The sequence below is a fragment of the Bacillus sp. AFS037270 genome, from assembly GCF_002585305.1.
Genome location: NZ_NUNF01000026.1, coordinates 85,236 through 104,920 on the forward strand (window position 1 = coordinate 85,236; position 19,685 = coordinate 104,920).

Sequence of the window (19,685 nt, forward strand, 5' to 3'; positions counted from 1 at the left end):
CATCTGTTACTTGACATCCAGGGTAATTAATCACCAATAACTGTATCAATAAATTCAAAATGAGCTAATGATTCTCTTTTTATTTGGGATAAATCATAACTTGTTTGTTTCTGATCGAATAGGATATTTAGATTAATATCTTCTAATGAATCTAAATTAACCATATCAATTGGAAGGTTTAAAAACTTTAAAGTATTTTCGATTTTTGGATTATAATTTATTGCTACAATTTTTTGATTATACATAAGCGATAATATTAGTGAGTGAAATCTTGTGGTTAAAAAGGCCCGGCACTCTTCGTAATGGCCTAGGAAACTGTTCATATTGCCTTCATAATTGACAACTTCAATGTGATCACTATTGTTAGGTATTTTTGATAAAACATTTTTAATGACTTTTAAATCATTGATCTCATTTGAATTTTGAAAGCTAAAAATCTTTATTTTAGAATCCTGCTGAATCCTGCTTAAAATTTCAGCCATCTTGTCCTCATAATAAAGATTCTCTTTTCCAAAATCCATAATAGAAATACCGATAATATTCTCCTTGTTCCTATGATCGCCATTGTTTGGCGCAACATCAAAAGAAAAGGCAATATCAGGATAACAATGAATATTAATATTTTTATCGTTAAGAACATTAAATGACTTTTCATCTCGAACAGAAAAGTAATCTAATTTTTTAAAAATGGTTTTATACGCCTTTAGATAAGACGGATTAGAATAAGGACCGAAATTACATCCGATAATGGCACATGGTTTGTTAAACAATTTAAAAGTACGAACCATCAAAAATAAATTCAACCACTGCATCTTCCAATTCGGTGGCTGCTGAAACATCGATCCGCCAATCATGATATACAGATCGTAACTCATAACATTCTTCAAAGCTTGCTTTCGACTAACAATTTTAATCCTAGGATTACCGAGAAAGTTTTTTATTCTATCTTCACTTGGAGTGATGAAATCAAAGTGAGCATTTGGATATCGGTTTATTAAGATTTCTAGAAATAAATCATCGCCAAAATTATTAAAAAAGTATGCGTCAACTGCAATTCTTTTTTTACTGGTATACGTTTTTTTCATTAAATTCTCCTATTTTCCTCTTCAGATAACTTTTTATTACATTGACCTTACAAAGCATCCTTGTGAACCTAAGATAAAATTTCCCTTTTGCCTCATTTTCGATATACAGATTCTTTTCAGATGCAAATAGTAAATATTCAACGTATCTCTTTAAAATTTTTATGATTCTAAGTAGATTTTTCTTCATGGGAATCTTCTTATCTGTGTATTTTAATAAAACTTCTAATTCATAAAATTTCATTTTTTGGATATTCTTCATGGTATTACCTTCATGAATATTTACCTTCGCTCCACAGTAGTTATTATCGAAGAATATGTCACAGTCAGCTAAGCTTTCAATCCAAAATACCCAGTCTTCACAATGTTCCATACCCATAGGAAATGACTTGCACCTACTTTTACTCAATATCATTGAATTGATTGGAATGGTATTCCCCAACAATAAATTGTCATACATATCCTTGTTGGAATATGGTTTGAAGACATTTATGACCTTATTATCTTTTATATATTCAGTTGCGCATTGCACAGCTTGCCATCGTCCATTAGCATTTAAGACTTTCATTGCTTTTGCTATTTTATTTTCATCCAGCAAATCATCTGCATCTAAAAATTGAATCCATTTGCCAGTTGCTTTTTCTAAACCTAAATTTCTAGCATTTGATCTCCCTTTTACATCGGTATAATAATATTTGATTTTTTCCGATTTAAAAGAGTGAACAATATCCTTAGTATTATCTGTTGAGCCATTATCAATTATTATGATTTCGAGATTAGAATACGTTTGTGAAAGACAAGAACCTATTGCTTGTCCGATTGTACCCGCACCATTATAAACAGGTATAATAACCGAAACATCTGGATTAATAATAGTGTTCAACTCCTTTAAATTATTTTTTGACATTTTAGAAGTCAAATCATTATTCATTTTCTATATGAAATTGTTGGTAGATTCAATATATGATCTGTTCAATTAAGTGTAGCTTATCAAATATTTTTTGTAAAATATCACTCCGGCACGCCTAATAATATACACCAAATGGGCATAAAAAGAAAATACCCTCATCTATTTTGCCTTGGCGCTTTTTATAAACTTGAAATAAAAAATAAAAGTCCAATTTTTATGCAGATTGAACTTTTATTTTTATATACTTTATCCAAACATTGCTTCCCAAGTTTTAGGCCCGACGATTCCATCCGCCGTTAACCCATGGCGTTGTTGAAAAGCTTTTACGTTCTCTTCTGTTCTTGGACCGAATATACCAACCGCTTCTATCCCAACAACACGTTGTATTCGCTTAACATCTTCACCTGTTGAACCTCTCTTAAGCAAATGGCCCGGATAGGGAAAACTGGCTTTTGATGCAGCTTGCGTTTTGGAGGCTGGATTATCAATCCAATAAAGATTCCTGCCGCCATTCCCATCAATCCATTTGTCACGGCCTACGTTGTGCCAATCACCACGACGCGCAAAAACATTAAATTCTTCGCCTGGCATGGCATCACGGACAAATTCGGCTGAATGACTAGGTGCTTTACGAATATCAGTTCTCACTAACGCTCGTACCCTTTGAATGATTGTATTGCTGTGAATAAATACGGGTTCGACTAGAGCAGTTGGTGATGATTGAACAGGTTGAACCATTCCGCTTTTCACCATATTAATAAAATCATTCCAGGTAACACCTTTATCACCATTGCGCAAATTTCTTGGGCAGTTTTTCCCACTCCAATGGTTGTGTTGGACAACATTTGCAATGGGAATATGATAGGTCTTCATCAACTGGTTCGTCACTTCCGCAGCATTTGCTACGGCCTTTTTAAAATCGCCATCACTGTTTACACAAATTTCAATATGGATGGATGAGGTGTTGCCTGTCCCACTTCTGCCATCTCCGGCCGCCCAAGCTACCTCATTAAATGGGATGGATTGGATTGCTTCGTGGTCATCAATTTGAAGATGCCAGGAGGCCGAACGGTCATTTCCCCGTTCCTGCAGTCTTGCATGTGCTTCGGCATCTGCACCTGGGTTAGGATTATCTGTTTCATGAATGGTGATGTATTTAGGGAACATTTTGATGCCTGGACGTGTGTCTGTATTAGATGCAGGAATAAATCGTTGAATAATGTTCATACATATCCACTCCTTTCATCTATATTTATGCAAAACCCCATGATTTGGACAGGGCTATTGTTACTTTTTGCATTTCTTTTCACAAATCATTAGTATGGAGGTAATCATATTAAAAAGATTGAAGGGCTAGTATGGAAAAGTTACTAAAGTTCGGCCTTGTCGGGGTCGTGAATACGTTGATTTCAATCGGCTGTTATATTTTGTTTGTAAAATTAGGCATGCACTACATTCTCGCAAATATCATTTCTTATCTAATTGGGTTAGTAAATAGCTATTATTGGAATAAGAAGTGGGTGTTTAAAAATAAGGAAAACCATCTTTCTGTTTTTGCTAAATTTGTGATTGTCAATTTAGTTGTGCTCAGTTTCAATACCTTATGTCTCTTCTTATTTGTTCATAAATGGGGATTCAATCAGTATCTTTCACAATTAGTGGCAACTGCGCTAGGAATGGGAATCAATTTTATTTTAAATAAAAAATGGACCTTTGAATCTAATATGAACAACCAGAAACAAGTAAACTAATCTTTTTAAATAAAATATGAGTATTTTTGATTAACAATTTGGATAATAAATGGATTTTTTGTAACTATTTATAGTAGGATAGTATTAGTTTCATTTTAAATTATTCTATTATAATGGGGGACTTGGAAGATGCTGACTCCTGCCCAACAAAAAGTAAAACAAGAGCTGGAAGAATTGCAAGCGGCGGGAAGATTCCACCACAAGGCCCCACTGGAGTTCCACGCTCCACAACCTTCTTCTTTGAAAAAATGGATGCTTCCACTAGTCGTAATCCTGTTAATCTTGTTATTGGTTGTTATGTATCTATTTCACCCTAATCAATCCGAAACAGTCGATTATTTAGTGAAAGAGCAGCATTTATATCGGCAAAGTGAAAAACTGCTCAATGAAACACTTTATGAGAAGCCTGTTGACTACCAGGAAGCAAAAATGAAACAAATCGAATTATGGAAAAAACTCTCAGAGCTAGATTCACCATCGGGCCTTCATGACCATAAACTTGATTTGCTGCATGTTATGGAGCAGCAGCAAGAGGTTCTGGTTGATCTCACTGCCTCTAAGAATATAGATTCAGCCACATTTAACCAGAAAATGATTGAACTTAAAGTCAGGCAAGAGCTGGCATTTGATAGTTTGCGAACAGCACTTGAGCGCGATAAGTTTAAATACGAGACGCTTGAGGATGGAACGGTTCGGTATTGGGTGCACTCGAAAATCTATACGTATTAAAAGAGGTTCCGCACTAAAAGCAGAACCTCTTTTACTATTCGGCCGCCTGTACCCCATCAGCCGTTTCCAGCTGTTGCAGCGCACGTTTTCGGTTTAATTTTTCTAATATGAGGAGAAAGACATGGACAATTAACATGGCCAAGGCCATTAGATCGACAGCGGAATCAAGGTAGTACCACGAAAGTGTCGCGGTTATATCGTAAAGGGAATGAACGAGGACCGTCACCCAAAGGCTTCGCGTCCACAATAAGATTAATCCGAATAATAAGCCCATATTCGCAAAGGTAACAATCGCTCCTATCTTCACTCCCCATGGTTCAACGGAATCTAATGTGTGGTCAATCCCAAATAGAATAGAGGTGAGAAATAAAGCCATCATCAGAAAAAGATCTCTTTTCCCGCTTGCCCATCTGTTTGGAAAGAGCTTTTTACATACAACCAGCAGGAGGATGATATAGGCAAGGCGCCAAACCTCCTCTAATCCTGCGAGGGCATCCGTATATAAATCAGCGCCAATGGCATCTACTTTTTCAAAAAAACTAGAAACAGGTTCTGCCTTTGTCTCTGAATCATCTGCTGTTGGTTTTTGTTCAACAACGTCCATCTGCATGTCGGTATAATCTTGCACGTATTGATCATAATCTGCGTTAAAATCGTTGAAGATGTTGGATGAATACATGTTAATGATCGTGCTTCCGAGAAAGAATACTAAGAAGGCACCGGTAAACTTCAGGACTTGCTGCCGTTTTGTTAATCGGAAACGTTCTGAACTGCTAATCCGCCGGTGCAGTTTTAGACCTACAAAAAAGGAACATACCATCATCGCATCATAAAAAGTGCTCGCCAAATAGCTGTACCGGGTTAAATAAAGGAGCACCTCAGCCCCTATGGTTACAACCAGCATGGCAAAGAGTAACTTGATTGAAATCGGTTTGGTTAAGTTTGTTGTCATCCGCGTCATTCCCTGCCTTATTGCTTATTTTAAAATCTCTACTGCCAATATTCCGAATCCATTTAATAATAGCAGGAATAGCAAACAGCCTAAGAGCCACTTCCAGGTTCTCTTCTCCATTTTGTCTCCTTAAATTATTGTTTTTAGCCACATGTTTACCGAATTTGTTAATAGATAATAATAGTAATAATCTAACATATCAGCAGACAAATATCATTACAATGTTGTTTCCATTATTATTAGTACTTAGTGATTTTTTTGGTTTGTGGTACATATGAATGTACAAGCTGTATGTCCATTACTAGAGAGATGGGAGGTTATGAAATGAGGCGTTTTATTTCTTTGATTCTATTAGTTGCTATCATCTATGTATTGTCTGCAACAAATCCAGGGCGGTCGGCATATATTGACTGGGTTAATCACAAAACAATGGATCAGTCGTCGAACCTGCTTAAAAGGGGGATCCTCTCAATTGCAGGAAAGTCTATCTTTGATGCCGGGACCACAAAATCCGATTATGTTGTTTTTTCCATCTACAAGACGGATTTTTCAGATGTCGGAATGGGGAAGATGACAACACTTGGGATATTTAATGAGTTTATTCCGCTTTCCAGTCTTGAAAAAGAGAAATAAATAAGAAAAGCGCAGCGGCGCCCGCCTTTCGGCGACAAGCACAAGACGAGCCGGCTGAAAGGTTGTTCTTTAACCTTTTGGACGGATTGATTTAAATGTGGAGGCGACTGTTCTGGGACTCTAGGCTAAGACGCACTCTGTAAGAAGGCGTTTTTTTGCCTTCTTCAGGGGGTGGCTTAGACTTCGAGTCCCAAGGAGNNGACCTCGAGCCGATGGCGCCAGGAGCTAGACAATTCTCAAAGTCAAAAATTTTCATACTTTCTTATCTCATCAAAGGACCGAATGGGGCCCACCCAAACGGCCTTTTTTTTTATCCACGGCTAATGACCCTCTCGTTAACTAAGAACCTCTTAAACTCCGGGTCATATCGATACTTCCTCCCAACCAGTTCCATGGTGCTCACTTTAAGACTGCCCCAGTCCAGGTCAGGGTTTGCATAGAGGATGCTGCAAAGCCTCTGGATCCGCTCTTTTGGCAAATCTGGAAGGAACTCTTCAATAAAGGAAGAGTATTCGAGGATGTAAAGCTTCATTCGTAAGGCCGTATCCGCGATGGCAATCAGTGCATCTCCTCCAAAATCAATCATGATGTTCTCTCGATTGCGGATAAAGTAAGCGATACACCTCTTAGTGAACCGGGCTCGGTTTTGTTTTAATACCTTGAGTGCATATTTCACAAAATTTTTGTCATATGACGACGGAATCAACCTTTCAAGCTCGGGTTCACCGCCACTTCTTAAAGGTAACTTGTTTAACACGATTACCTGCCTTATTTTCACTTCATCGCTATAAACGAAGTCACCTATTTCACAAAGTTTTTCATATGCCGCCTCTAACTGTCCCTCACTCTCAGCTTCTTTTGCAAGGTTACTGTCAAACCGAATTCCCGCTTGAATTTTGCGTAAATCCTTCCTAAGTCGTTTTTTCAATTGGTAGTGATATTCACTTTTTAAAAAGATGGACGTTACGATGATATAGCTGATACAAAACATCACCCCACCAGCCAAGTAGTACATGGTTTGCGTCTTTGGGGCGATGATGACCCCCAGGCCGGTTACAGTTAGAATCCATAAGGCTTCCATAAATAAGCGTTTTATGACGCTCTTTCTAACAAGACGGTGGACTTTTTTATAGTGTTTGCCGCAGACCGGACAAATCGGGTCCTTTAGTACAGAATAACGTTGACAGTTCTTACACATTTTTATTTTTTGAAACTGATATTTTACATTTTTATTGGGTTGAACATCCCGTTTAGCCAAAGGTATCACCTTCTGTCAGCATAATCTCCAATTCCTCGTCAATATCTCCGAAACTTCCATTGCTGCGTTTATTTTTTCGTAATTTATAGGTTTTATAAATCAAAATGAAAACTAGGATGCTGGTAAAAATCAACCCATACATGGATTCTCCCCCTTTTCACCAATAAAAAGCCTGGGCAATTCTCTATTAGACATCTTTCTAAAGGACGAACTTTATCATTCTAGGGAGTACTGCTTGGGAATATAATGACAACAATTGGGATGGGCTTGGAGGTTATTCACTTTTAGAAAGAGATACTGCTAATGGAGGTGGCAGCACATGTTAAGAAAGACAATTAGTAGTTTCATCATACTGACCGTTATTTTTTGCAGCATTAGTTATCTTAATGTACGCGCGGCAAGTCCGTTACATTCCACCTCACGAATGGAAGGAATGCTTGTTGTGGACGTCAGTAATTCCATGAAAGACAGCGATCCGAATAATATCAGTAAGGAAGCGATGAAGATGTTTATCGATATGTCATCGCTCGAAGGAGATAAAATCGGGGTCGTTGCCTACTCGGACGAGGTGATGCGAGAAAAGGCGCTCGTAAAAATTGGCTCGGAACAAGAAAAAAAAGAATTGAAGTCGTTCATCGATTCACTTGAGAAATACACCTACACCGACTTATCTACCGGGGTTTCTGAGGCGATAAGGATGCTGGGATCCAGCCATGAAAAGAATTTTACCCCATTGATTGTCCTGCTTGCGGACGGAAATAACGAACTGAATCCGCGAAAGTCCAAAACGATTTCTCAGGCAAATCAAGAGCTCCAATCAGCGGTCAGTCAGGCAAAAGCAAAGGGCTACCCCATTTATACGATTGGCTTAAACGCGGATGGAAAGCTCAATAAGGAAGTCCTGACGAACGTGGCGGACAGCACAAATGGGAAATTCTTTGAGGCCACTTCAGCGGAGCAGCTCCCTAAGATCCTGAGTGAAATCTTTGCTCGACATTTTAAGTTAAAGATTGTCCCAGTTTCACAATTAATCGGGACTGGCGCTTATCAGGATATCAAGATTACCGTGCCAAATGAAAACGTTCGGGAAGCAAATATCTCCCTTATGTCTGATCAGCCTGTTGAGATTCAACTGATTAACCCTTCCGGAAAAACGGTGCAGATTCCATCTGATCATGTGGTGTTAACGAAATCAAGAACCTATTCGATGGTCAAGCTGCTGAAGCCCGTTCAGGGGGATTGGACCTTGAAGGTAAAGGGCGTCCCACAGGAAAAAATCGATATTAATCTTATTTTTAACTATGATTTACAGTTGAAATTGGCGGCACTTGCCAAGGAGAGCTATAAAGCTGGTGACACGGTTCAAGTTCGTGCCTTCTTTGAGGACAACAGCGCGGTCCTTAAGGATCAAGCTTTTTATCACTCGATGAAAGGTACATTGTTTGTCAGGGACCTCGATAAAGGAAAAACAGAGGAGTTTTCGTTAGAACCTGGCAAAGGGGGATTTTCCGGTAAGTTTAAGCTTGGCAGCGCCTCTTCCTATGAAGTGATGGTAAAAGCAGAAGATAGCAGCTTTTTCCGTCAGACGATTCCACAAAAAATCACGTTGAAAACAGCAACCACTGTCCCTGTAACCGAGAAACCGAGCAACGTGTTGGATGATGGCGGCAAATCCTTCCCTTGGCTTTTGATCGGCGGAGCTGCCGCGGGCATCCTATTACTCGCTGCGATTGCTTCCCTGCTTTGGTCCAAATTAAAGAGCAGAAACCGCAGATTCAGCGGACAGATCGTCATTGAAGTCAAGGACGAAGAAACCGGGGAACGGATCAGCCCGCAATATAAAAAATTGAAAGTCTTTAAGGGGAAATTCCGTCTCCATCAACTTTTATCCCTGGTGCCGGAGTTTGCGGAGACCGAGAAACTCATATTCAAACCACTCGCCTATGACTCTTTATTACTTATCAATCACTCTAATTGCACCATAGAAAAAAACGGCCGGGCAATCAGTTCCCAAAAAGGCCTCACTATCAAACGCAACGACCGCCTGCGCATCATACCAAAAAAAGTCAATAAATCTATCTACATTGAGTATATTTCATAAGGTGACAGGCACCGTTTCTAACACCGAGGGAGGAATAATGATGAAAGCTAGTGTAAGAGAGCATATTCAGCAGTTGGATGTTTCCTTAGGCGGTGGGATTATTTCGGAGAAGATCCGTGTCGATACGATCGAGAATCCCATGCTTGTCATCGGTCTTGGCGGAACTGGGATTGATGCCTTGCTCAGACTTAAATACCAGGTGAACCGCCGCTTTAAGCTGCCACAGGATCCTTTATCCAAGAAGAAAAAGGAAAAACCCAACAACATTGAGTTCCTGGCCTTTGAAACCAATGAATATGACCGCTACAAAACATACAAAGGGATTGGTCTTGATCCAAATAAGGAGTTCGTCCTCCTTTCTAACCCTGAGATCGGCGGCCTGCTTCAAAACCGCAGCACACTCGAGCCGTGCATCAAGGAGTGGCTGTCACCTGAATTATCGATTACAGATGGAATCAGCGGTGCCTCCGGTGTCCGCCAGGCCGGGCGACTTCTGCTGTTTACAAAAATCAACCAAGTGGTACAAACGATGGAGCGAAAAATCGAGTCAGTCCTAGAAGGAACAAATAAACGGCTATATGTTTTCATTTTGACTGGGGTTTCCGGAGGCACTGGCAGCGGATGTTTTCTTGATATTGCCTACATCACGCGCGGGATCATGGAGCGCAAATTTGGCCCGACCGGTATCGATAAGGTCAGCATGCTTGGGTATCTGTTCATGCCGGATGTGAATCTGTCCAAACGCGGCCTAAGCTCCCATACAGTCGAGTATATCGAGAAAAATGGCTATGCTGCCCTAAAAGAACTCGATTACTGGATGAATTGTGATGAAAGAAATGAACGTTTCAAAATGAAATATGGCAGCATCTTAGACGTCAACTCCCCGATGCCGCCGTTTAATCTTTGCCATTTCATCTCAGGAACGAATCTGGAAGGGAAATGGCTTGAAAATGCCTATGATTACTGCATGAATGTCACCGCTGAAAATATTACCAACTTCATGGCCAATGAGGATAAGAAATCCAGCGAGGAATTTGCCATCCATGACTATATCAGCAATATCCGTACAAATATCGCCCAAATGCCAAAGCCCTATGCCGCCAACTACCAATACAATATTATCGGTGCCTCGATGGCTGAAATTCCAGTTGAAGAAATGACCACTTATATCGGCTTTAAACTATTTGAAAATATGAAGAGGATGTTTGAGGCGGAACCAGACCAACCGGATGTGGAGAGGTTTGCGGAGAAATTGCGTATTGACCCTGACTCCATTCATCAGCGGTTCAATGAGCGTATACCTGAGCCCCTCTCAGGGTTCGAGCACAGTGAACGTTTTTCCTATAACAACGTAATTAAATCAGCTGTGATTAATCTTGACGAAGAGCTGGAGAGAGAATATTTATTAAAGGCGAAAGAACAATACCGGAAATGCAAAAAGCAGCTGCCAGGCGAAATCCTCGAGGAGTTCCGGCGCCAAATGGAGCGGATCTTTCTTAGTCCAGAAAAGGGTCCCATCTATGCATCTAGGTTAATCTACTCCAATGACAGTTTCTGTCTGTTAAAAACCTTAAAGGTATATATCGAGCGCTTGCGAGACCGATTGGAACACTTGCCGCGAGCCATTCAATCGGAACAAGATTACGCTTATAACAAGCTTGAAGAGGCAAGGAGTGCATTTCTCTCCAAAGACCGCAAAAAGAATGCCTATATCGAAGCAAAATTAAACGAATTCTCTGCTCGGGCAGAAAAGGCAAGACTCGAAGAAATGATTGAATTTTATGAGGAACTGTACCAGCTTCTTTACAACCAGAACAACAAAATTTATGAAGTCTATCAAGAAATCTTACTAACCTTGAAAAATATCTTTGAAAAAAATGCCGGTATTTTAATAGAAAAAGAGGAGATTAATCAGGATACCCCCCTAACCTATTATTGGCATTTGGTCAGTATTCCTGATACCTCCCCAGAGATTCAGCGGATGTTTGATTCGAAGGATGGCGAATTACTGCTACAGAAATGGTCGGAAATGCTCCTTGAAAAATCAGCCTATTGGATCAAAGAACAAGATGTCGATGTGGTTGGCACCGTGTCCGAGTTTCTCACCGATCAGTTTGGTGATTTAATTACGAAATCGATGGAAGACTTTCTACGTTTGAAGTACGGCGAGGATAAACCAATTGATAAAATTATTGAAGAAAAGATTGCTGCCCGCTTGGACCGCGACGCCCTGCCAGTGTTCCACCTTGCTAATAGCAACGGCCAGCTCCACTTCCCGCAATGGGGGTTTGTGAGCGTGCCAGTAAAAGCTCCAAATATTTATAACGGAATTAAAAATTTTGAAAAGCACTCGTTAAGCCATTCCCGCTTCACCATTAAAGAAAGCGAGCTAAGAAATCGGATTTTCTGGTTAAATACGAAAAACGGAATTCCCCTATTTGCCTACTCGCCTTTAAAAATTTACGAGGCATCCTATGAAAAGACAATCTTAGAAAAAGAGGGAGTGGGCCGGCACCTGGTGCAGACAGAGAAGGTAAACTGGCTCTACCTCCCCTCACCCATCCCGGAAAAATCCTGGGGAGATACGTACCAAAACTCACGGGTGAAAGAATACAATGCCGGAGTACGGGCTTTATTTGATCAGGCGTTGGAATTCGGCTGTATTACGGTGAAAGAGGACGAACGGAATACCAGTGCCAAATACCGGTGCCATTTTACAAAAGAGTTAAACAGACGAGCATTTTTCGCCAAATATGAGATTGACCTAAAAAAGCTTGATAGAGCCAGCCTCGGAAACTTAAATCAAGTACTCAGGCAGCTGAAAGAATGGTCCGCTGGGGGCATGGATCCTGAAGGCAGCTGTGATATTTTCGGAAGCACCAACTTAGAAATGGCAAAAGAAAACTTTATTCGTTCGCCTAAGTTAATTGAAAAATTGAAACTAGAGGTTCGAAAATACCAATTTATTCAAGAAATGATGGCGGAAATAGAACAATTCATCTCCTTACAAAAAGAGAATGAGAGACTTAAAAACCTGTATATTCAGGCCATTTACACCCATACGATAAAAAAACGAGGGGCACTTTACGTTTATGATCATGGATTGGAGGAAGATGCGTGGGAGCCGTTGGTTAATGTTATAAAAACCCCGAAATTCGTCGACTATGAAATCTTTCAAGCATTTAAAGCACAAACCCCAAAGCAAAAAGCCCAGCTTGAAAGAAAATCGGAGCAGCGCAGCCATGAGTTAATCCTACAAGAAAGCGCGGCACAGTTAATCTTCGCCTTAGAACAAATGGCAGACACCTTTCAAAAAGAAAAGGAAGCCCTTGATTATGAATACAAGGATTTGGTAAATGGCGAGGAAGTGTACAGCTTCTATAAAGAGATGATGATCAAAGTGCAAGAAATGCTTAGACAGTTAAAATCATAATAAAAGCGCAAGGCGCCTTGACCAGGGGCGCGAGGCTACAGACGAGCCGGCAAGAAGGCTGCTCTTTAGCCTTCTTGACGGATTGATTTAAAAGTGGAGGCGACTGTCCTGGGACTCTAGGCTAAGACGCACCCTGCAAGAAGGCGATTTTTGCCTACTTCAGGGGGTGGCTTAGACTTGCGTCCCAAGGAGCCGAAACTGGATAAGCTTAGACCTAAGAGCCCCTAGGCGCTGGAGCTAGACAATTCTCAAATTAATTTTAGAAGGCCACACGCATTTCGTTGCATGTGGCCCGCCTCATTTCATGTTTTTCAAGGAGGGATACACTTGTGCGAGACCTATTACAAAAATATGCCGATTCCTTCGCCATTCAACTTGAAAAAATAAGCCAATCCGAAAATGTGCAGCGCAGTGTCAACTATCCGATTGTTTTTTTATTTTTAGGCGACCTCGTTAAGGATGCCCTATTAGCTATCAAAAAGTTGAACAAGGAAAAATGGCATAACAGTAACGGAGTCTTATACTTTCATGCCTATCAAACAGAAACCATCCTTGCTGATAATCTGTTTTCACTCCAGCTGGCGAATAATGGGTTCGATCGCCAATCACAACGGAAAGAGCTGGTAGAGATTTTTTACCAGGATGAAACGATGCTGATTGAGCTCAATAAAACCTTTCGGAAGCTTACATCAAAGCTAGCCGAATATGGAAGGGCCTTTTCTTCGCTCCAGAAAGTAAACCTATGTGTGGTAACTGCCGTTCATGACCCGGCAAATATTCTGATCCAAGAATTCACCCTTCTTCTCAAAAGCATCCTTCAGGAATCGTTCCGAATCGTGGAGGTGGATTTATTCGGGTTGTTAATGGAAAAACAGGACGGTGAGAACTTTGCCTTCACCACATCGCTTGGGATCAGCTTCCTAAAAGAGCTAGATAATTATCAACAGAATGATTATCATTTCGAAAAGGACCTTCAGCTGACAGAGGACCATTTAAGATTGCCCATTTGCCATCCCCCATCCCCGCTCTTTGAAGTGGTCTATTTATTAAGCGATAAAAATGAGAATGGTCTGATTAGGGAGGAAGCCGTTCAACAAAACTATGAATTAATCAGTCATCTAAACCTGTTGAAGAATCGGAAAATATGGACCGAGCATCATGAAAAAATGAATGGTTATTCTCACCAATCCTTTAAGCGCGCGATGAAGGGGAATGCAAGGGATCCTGTTTATGCATCAGCCGGATTTGCTAAGGTGACACGGCCCAATAAAGCGATTGTTCTTAACGCTGCGAGTCACTTTTTCCAAGATTTATTAGAAACCCTAAAAAAACAAAGCAAGCAACCCAGGGAGAAAATCCTTCAGCTCTTTGATTTATCTGAGTCTTCTTTTGAAAAATATTATGAGCACTTCCTTCCTCCAGCTGACCGGCTTTATGACATGCTTGGATTAATGAGGGTTAGCAATTCCTATAAGGCCGTGAGGAAAATGTCACTGAACGAAACAGAAGAGTTTCTTTACGAAGGTGGTACGGAAACGTTCTTTTACCAGAACTTCGAACAACCCGTCCGTGAATTTTTAGGGATTTTAGACCTAAGGGAGCAAATTGAATGGTGCTTTTATGAAAATGTGATCAACCATGAACAGTACGGAATCTATTGCGCTTATAGTTGGACAGCGGACAACGTTCACTCTGAGTCAAATGTATTGAATGCGATTAGCAAACTTTTCCAGGAAACAAAACAGGAACAGTTAAAGCTTGAAGAACAACTGGAACTAACTTATCAGCAAATCGTGGATCATTGTGATTTTAATAAAAGCTATCTACCTTTTTCAGCCAAGAAAAACCTGACCAGTTTTGTAGAATACTTTTTCAAGGAAGTATATGGGACCAAATACGAACTGTTAAGGCTTAAAGTGAAACTTGCGATTTTAAATCAATACCGAACGGTGCTCAAGGGACTGCACCGCTCATTGCAGCCAAAGATCCGACTGATGAACAAGGTGGATACCTTCCTGAAAAAGACCGCGGCGGATAGTTTATTTGATTCCGATGATGATTTAGACAAGAATATTGCCCAATATTACTCAAGAGTGATTCAGCTCATTACAGCAAAGTTAAAGGAAAAACGAGGGCCCCATTTCTTTTTGAATGAACGTTTTTTTAAAAACCTCTATAGTTATCTGGAAGACGATCAACCTGAAGTTCTTTTGGAGCGACTGTTGGTTGTTTGCGACCGGGAGATATTATCCCAGGAAGAATTCCACCGCACCTTTGAAGATGAATTGCTAGAAAGAGCCAATGTGATTACCGATTATGAAAATAGGGAGATTCTCTCTAAAGAGGAATTGTTTAAAAAATTATATCTTCGATTGGACGAAAGTTCATCCATCCACATTGAAGTGTTCAACTACACCCAAGTGAACCGTTATGAAGAAAAGTATTTTTTTGGCGACTTTTACAGTGAGTTCATGCGGTTTGCCTTAGAAAAAGAACATGACACACGCCAATGGAAGGTGGGCTGTGTCCATGAAAAGAAAACAAGCGGGATTGAGAAGCTTACCCTCATGGGAGGATTCACATTAAAAGACCTTATGTTTTATCGCAACGGTGAAAGATATTACAAAAAATATACTGATAATGGTTATGAATTCCACTCAAAAGCAGAAGCGTCCGTTTAGCGGCGTATTGGCTGGAGCGCTTCGACCGAGATAAAGGAAACACGGAGAGCGCCAGCGATCCGATGTTGACTTATCGTTGGGAGAAGAGCGAAGTCCACTAGCCGCTGGACGCTGGAGCTAGACGGTTACCAAAGTTAAAGTCCCTTACTATTTTATTTATCAAAGCGGAAGCGTCCGTTTAGCGGCGTATGGACTGGAGCCCTTCGACTGAGCACTTCAAAGAAATAGACCTAGGGGTGATGTGTGGTGAACTGGGAACCGATTCCTTCCCCTAATGATGAAATAAGGGATATCAAAAAAACAATAATCGATATGAAGGTCCACATACAATGGTACTGGCCAAGTGGGATTGATTTTGTCTATATTCATCAAACTCCTGCAGACCAGGGTGAGTCCCTAAATGAATTCGAACCACATGATTTAAAGCTCTACACCCGTGAGGAATATAAAGCCAACCAAGGGCTCTTATTTAACCTTGAAACAATGGGGAGGATTGCTCTCCGGATCTTCCCCGGTAAAAAAGTAGACGGTCATCTGATTGTCTTTCGTCAGGATAATGACCAAAATCGTATTTATATCAACGGATTAAGGGCAAAGGTTTATTTTTCAATCACCTATAAACAGAAACTCTTCCAAACTCGTAAAAAAGTAAAGATGATAATTAATACCGAGCTGCCAGTCAGTAAAGAGCAGCTTGTTTATGTAAAAAAAAGCGGCGCCGTTCCCCTATCGTTGGAGGATGGAACCATCTATCCTTTTGTCCGGGACATTGCTCCCGGAAAAACCATCCTCCCAGAAATTGAAATAAATAAACATGAGTTCGTTCGAATATTTCTAAGCAAAGGAAATGCTTCTGCTCAACCCTTCGAGCTGATACCTGAATAGGGGGTCCACCCATGTTCTCACTATTAAGACGACTCTTTGAAACTAAACAACCATTAAAAGAAAGACTACCTTTTTACGATATCGTCTGCCCTTACTGTTTTTTAAAATTCCACCATGAAGATGTCGTCTTCAGGGCTGCCCATTATCGGGACGAAGATGAGGAAATGGCACTTCAGGAGGATGAACGTTTGAACGATTACCGTGCCAAATTTGGACTTGCACCGATTGACGAACTGGAGGCGATTATTGATCCTTCGAGGATTGCCGATGAAAATAAGATCTATTCCAATAACGTTCTAATCGGGGTTTCTGATAAATACTCGGTGGTAACTAGAAACCGCCTTTGCCCGGCTTGCCATAACGATTTGCCAATCACGGCCGGAAAATATCCAAGCAATATCGTCTCGATTGTGGGTGCAACCTCAGTAGGAAAGACCGTTTATATGACCACGCTAATTCACACACTTCAACATATCACAGCCAATAACTTTAATGCGGCCTGTATTCCATTAACCACTGACATTAGCAGGCGCTTTCGAGGTAACTATGAAGTTCCTCTCTTTGAAAACGGGAGCTTATTACAATCAACGGAAAAAACAATCCGGCAAGAGCCGTTTATTTTTCAATTTATTTTTAAAAATGAAGACCAAGCCCCTCTCACTCTTGTGTTTTTCGATGTCGCGGGTGAAGGTATGATAGACAAAGACTACCTCAAGCTTCATGCGGCCCATATAAAAAATTCGGCCGGCATTCATTTTTTGGTCGACCCAATACAAATTCGGACCATTCGCAATAAGCTTCTATATCAGATGGGGGAACAACCCGGGGAAATTGCAGACCAAGGCGATGAGCCCCGCGAAGTGGTCATTTCATTGTTTAGTGACTTTATCTCCCATTTAGAAGAAAGTAAAACTACTATCCCTACCGCGGTTATCGTAACAAAAAGCGATCTTTTAAATTCGTTAAAGGCTGATGGAGAGTATATCGGGACGAACAGCAATGTTTTCCGCAATTTTACACATCAGGGGTATCTTGATTTAGATGAATATGAAAATATCAACGGAGAGATAAAAAGATTTTTGGCAAAAGTGGATAACCCGTTAGTAAATGCCCTAGAGGTGTATTTTAAAGAAATCTCATATTTTGCTGTTTCTTCGCTAGGAAGTAATCCCATTAATCAACAAGTAAGTGGGATGATTAGTCCGGTTCGTGTGGATGAACCATTTATTTGGCTGCTTTATAAATTGGGGTATATTGAGGGGAGACACAGGGAGTGAGCCGAAAGATTCAGCAGCATATGTATACACGGGAACGGAAAGGAATTTTTCACGACACCGCTGGATATGACACCATTGCTGTGTCGGAAGGACTTGAGCCTTCTTTTGTTAAGAAGTATTTGCATCCCTTTTGTTATTATCATGCGCCTAAAACGTTAAGAGAACGCGGGGAAAAGGATCCTTCTCTCTATCCTCCCGCGGTGACGATCGTTCAGCCTGAGACCGGGGACCTTGTGATGGGTCAGGCCGTATTTATCCCTGCTGATTTTACTGGCACCCGCAGCACTTATTTCATGCATACCTATGTGATCCCTCCTTTACAGAAAGAGGAGTGGGTTCTACGTCCTGAGATGCTGTTCCAATTAGAGACTTTCCAAACAGCCTATGATCTGAGCAATGGTCCTGTTCTTCCAGAGCTAGATGTAGTGCCTTTTCATGATACTACCCTTTTGGAGCATGAAATATTAAAAGCGCTAGGGATTAGCCATGACCACTTTCAACAGCTTTTATTTGCTGTTATGACGTCAATTTCCGGTAAGAAGAAGGTATTTATTTCTCTGAATGTGCCTTTGCAAGAATATACAAACTACGCACTCCTGCTGCTCGAATTACTTTATCTTTATCTGCCCTATGCATACAGAAGAAATCTGGGTGCGATTACCTTTACAAGTGAGCCTGAGACAAGAACGTATATTCATGTTACCTTTTTTGAACCTGGAACACTTAATCTAGGGGATCGTTCGATTGAAAAACAATTTGTTTTTGATTTTTCTCGCGGATTTATTTCCGGTGTATCGGTTGCTGTTGAACAGAGTGAGTATTTAGATATTGCCTTACAGCATTTAACCGAGATGAAAAGGATGGATGATTTCTTTAAGTTCGCCGAAATGGCGTTAGCCGGTTTAGCTGAGGAGGAAAAACATTCTTTAGCAAGTTACAATCAGTTAACAGGTTTATATCTAACATGGAAAAATGGTGATTTCGATCTTTATTTAAATGATAAACTTCGATTTTTAAATAATCTGGTTAAATACCTGCAGTTAAAAAGTGAGGGAAAATCAGAATTAGTGGAACTGTTTTTGAGGATTTTGGATAATGAAAAAATGGCTGATGATTGGTCAATTGCACGTTTTTATACAGAGTCTGTTGTGTCAGTAAACCGTTTATTGAGGATTGATGAGGTATGTTTATTTTTACTAGAGACACTCCGTTTTTATCAAAAAGACCCGCTTTATCTAGAGCTTTGGAAGATCATTGAACGTGACAGACTTGCTTATGAGTCATTAGTCTGCTCCATCAATGAGAAGCCAGACTATAAGGACTTATTAAACTGTTACCTTAACCTGCGTATAAATAATCTTAAATTGGAGGAAATAACGTGTTTGGGGGAGATTATTTCAAATGAACTTTTGGTAAAAGTACAAGTTGAAACCACACGGGATCATCTTCTAATTCTCAAAGTTCTATCCAAACTACTGAACTTCCCAACAGAATCGGCCTCACAATTTATCAAGCTGTTAACCAAGAATGGGCGTGATCAGCTTAACAAGACACTTCAGAGAATACTATGTGAATTGCCATCATCTATACCAATTCAGTTATTTTTTGTTGTCTTTGAAACCAGTGGTGATGGCGTTGATTACCCTAAGTTATTAGATTTTATTATTGACCATTTTAACGAGAACACCATGTGCTCGTTTATAAAAAAGAATGCTAACCTTGTTGCAACGGATTTACTCTATAGAAAGTCCTTGAAAATCTATTTTATAACTCATCCAAAATCGATTTGGAAGGATAAAAAATGGCGTAAGGAACTGCAAGATGTTAATGATGATAAATTTAAACTTTTAATAAAAGAAGTAGAGAAAGACACCGCCAATCCACTGGTTAGGTTCCTAAAAAAGACTGGAATTAACTTTTAAGGACTTTTTTAATAGACAAAAAAGGGCAGCTACATTTAGCTGTCCTTTTCCGTGCCTGGCAACGTCCTACT

Annotated in this window: 15 protein-coding genes; 9 read left to right on the top strand and 6 right to left on the bottom strand. The window is 40.2% G+C overall.

All coding sequences use genetic code 11. From position 1 onward, the window contains the following. Positions 1 to 26: 26 nt before the first annotated feature. The 3 genes from COD92_RS13690 to COD92_RS33170 form a co-directional block, all read right to left on the bottom strand. Positions 27 to 1,085, bottom strand: coding sequence for a polysaccharide pyruvyl transferase family protein (locus COD92_RS13690; RefSeq protein WP_098996405.1), 1,059 nt, complete (start codon positions 1,083 to 1,085; stop codon positions 27 to 29). Beyond that, positions 1,063 to 1,989: a glycosyltransferase family 2 protein gene (locus tag COD92_RS13695; protein ID WP_176550435.1), complete on the bottom strand. Its 927-nt coding sequence runs from the start codon at positions 1,987 to 1,989 to the stop codon at positions 1,063 to 1,065. Before COD92_RS13695 ends, COD92_RS13690 begins: the two co-directional genes overlap by 23 nt. 249 nt (positions 1,990 to 2,238) lie before the next feature. Beyond that, the gene (locus COD92_RS33170; protein ID WP_098996407.1) at positions 2,239 to 3,219 is read right to left on the bottom strand and encodes a peptidoglycan recognition protein family protein; all 981 of its coding nucleotides are present in this window, start codon (positions 3,217 to 3,219) and stop codon (positions 2,239 to 2,241) included. 131 nt (positions 3,220 to 3,350) lie between these two features. Here COD92_RS33170 and COD92_RS13705 point away from each other — a divergent pair, with 131 nt between their 5' ends. Both COD92_RS13705 and COD92_RS13710 read left to right on the top strand, forming a co-directional pair. Continuing rightward, complete coding sequence (locus COD92_RS13705; protein ID WP_098530886.1) at positions 3,351 to 3,743, top strand: GtrA family protein; 393 nt, start codon at positions 3,351 to 3,353, stop codon at positions 3,741 to 3,743. Positions 3,744 to 3,872: 129 nt separating this feature from the next. Next, positions 3,873 to 4,472 carry a hypothetical protein gene (locus COD92_RS13710; RefSeq protein WP_098530885.1) on the top strand — a complete coding sequence of 200 codons (600 nt, stop codon included), beginning with the start codon at positions 3,873 to 3,875 and terminating at the stop codon, positions 4,470 to 4,472. Between the two features lie 34 nt (positions 4,473 to 4,506). On the opposite strand, the gene COD92_RS13715 is transcribed toward COD92_RS13710, so the two are convergent. After that, positions 4,507 to 5,424, bottom strand: a complete 918-nt coding sequence (locus COD92_RS13715; protein WP_176541224.1) for a CPBP family intramembrane glutamic endopeptidase — start codon at positions 5,422 to 5,424, stop codon at positions 4,507 to 4,509. Positions 5,425 to 5,748: 324 nt separating this feature from the next. Between COD92_RS13715 and COD92_RS13720 the strand changes: the two genes are divergently transcribed. Next, positions 5,749 to 6,057 (top strand): DUF4359 domain-containing protein, encoded by a 309-nt coding sequence (locus COD92_RS13720; protein WP_098530883.1) that lies wholly within the window; start codon positions 5,749 to 5,751, stop codon positions 6,055 to 6,057. Between the two features lie 310 nt (positions 6,058 to 6,367). Here COD92_RS13720 and COD92_RS13725 read toward each other — a convergent pair whose 3' ends face one another. After that, positions 6,368 to 7,315, bottom strand: a complete 948-nt coding sequence (locus COD92_RS13725) for a hypothetical protein (protein ID WP_098530882.1) — start codon at positions 7,313 to 7,315, stop codon at positions 6,368 to 6,370. Next, positions 7,308 to 7,457, bottom strand: coding sequence for a hypothetical protein (locus tag COD92_RS31945; protein ID WP_176541223.1), 150 nt, complete (start codon positions 7,455 to 7,457; stop codon positions 7,308 to 7,310). The genes COD92_RS13725 and COD92_RS31945 overlap by 8 nt, the downstream gene beginning before the upstream one ends. A gap of 177 nt (positions 7,458 to 7,634) precedes the next feature. On the opposite strand from COD92_RS31945, the gene COD92_RS13730 reads away from it, so the two are divergent. The 6 genes from COD92_RS13730 (at position 7,635) to COD92_RS13755 (ending at position 19,614) form a co-directional block, all read left to right on the top strand. Next, positions 7,635 to 9,416, top strand: a complete 1,782-nt coding sequence (locus COD92_RS13730; RefSeq protein ID WP_098996408.1) for a vWA domain-containing protein — start codon at positions 7,635 to 7,637, stop codon at positions 9,414 to 9,416. 40 nt (positions 9,417 to 9,456) lie between these two features. Continuing rightward, the gene (locus tag COD92_RS13735) at positions 9,457 to 12,849 is read left to right on the top strand and encodes a tubulin-like doman-containing protein (protein WP_098996409.1); all 3,393 of its coding nucleotides are present in this window, start codon (positions 9,457 to 9,459) and stop codon (positions 12,847 to 12,849) included. 329 nt (positions 12,850 to 13,178) lie between these two features. After that, positions 13,179 to 15,530, top strand: coding sequence for a hypothetical protein (locus COD92_RS13740; protein WP_098996410.1), 2,352 nt, complete (start codon positions 13,179 to 13,181; stop codon positions 15,528 to 15,530). Positions 15,531 to 15,776: 246 nt separating this feature from the next. Further along, on the top strand, positions 15,777 to 16,415 hold the full coding sequence (locus COD92_RS13745; protein ID WP_098996411.1) for a beta-mannanase: 639 nt from the start codon (positions 15,777 to 15,779) through the stop codon (positions 16,413 to 16,415). Positions 16,416 to 16,426: 11 nt separating this feature from the next. Beyond that, entirely contained in the window at positions 16,427 to 17,692 is a 1,266-nt protein-coding gene (locus COD92_RS13750) for a TRAFAC clade GTPase domain-containing protein (RefSeq protein ID WP_098996412.1), read from the top strand. Next, positions 17,689 to 19,614 carry a GAP1-N2 domain-containing protein gene (locus COD92_RS13755; protein ID WP_098996413.1) on the top strand — a complete coding sequence of 642 codons (1,926 nt, stop codon included), beginning with the start codon at positions 17,689 to 17,691 and terminating at the stop codon, positions 19,612 to 19,614. Before COD92_RS13750 ends, COD92_RS13755 begins: the two co-directional genes overlap by 4 nt. Positions 19,615 to 19,685: the final 71 nt, after the last annotated feature.

Bases quoted from the DNA above. Each gene is read 5' to 3' on its own strand.
- COD92_RS13720 (WP_098530883.1), top strand. From the start codon at position 5,749: ATGAGGCGTTTTATTTCTTTGATTCTATTAGTTGCTATCATCTATGTA.
- COD92_RS13750 (WP_098996412.1), top strand. From the start codon at position 16,427: ATGTTCTCACTATTAAGACGACTCTTTGAAACTAAACAACCATTAAAA.
- COD92_RS13730 (WP_098996408.1), top strand. From the start codon at position 7,635: ATGTTAAGAAAGACAATTAGTAGTTTCATCATACTGACCGTTATTTTT.
- COD92_RS13715 (WP_176541224.1), bottom strand. From the start codon at position 5,424: ATGACAACAAACTTAACCAAACCGATTTCAATCAAGTTACTCTTTGCC.
- COD92_RS13735 (WP_098996409.1), top strand. From the start codon at position 9,457: ATGAAAGCTAGTGTAAGAGAGCATATTCAGCAGTTGGATGTTTCCTTA.
- COD92_RS13695 (WP_176550435.1), bottom strand. From the start codon at position 1,989: ATGTCAAAAAATAATTTAAAGGAGTTGAACACTATTATTAATCCAGAT.
- COD92_RS13705 (WP_098530886.1), top strand. From the start codon at position 3,351: ATGGAAAAGTTACTAAAGTTCGGCCTTGTCGGGGTCGTGAATACGTTG.
- COD92_RS33170 (WP_098996407.1), bottom strand. From the start codon at position 3,219: ATGAACATTATTCAACGATTTATTCCTGCATCTAATACAGACACACGT.
- COD92_RS13710 (WP_098530885.1), top strand. From the start codon at position 3,873: ATGCTGACTCCTGCCCAACAAAAAGTAAAACAAGAGCTGGAAGAATTG.
- COD92_RS13690 (WP_098996405.1), bottom strand. From the start codon at position 1,085: ATGAAAAAAACGTATACCAGTAAAAAAAGAATTGCAGTTGACGCATAC.
- COD92_RS31945 (WP_176541223.1), bottom strand. From the start codon at position 7,457: ATGTATGGGTTGATTTTTACCAGCATCCTAGTTTTCATTTTGATTTAT.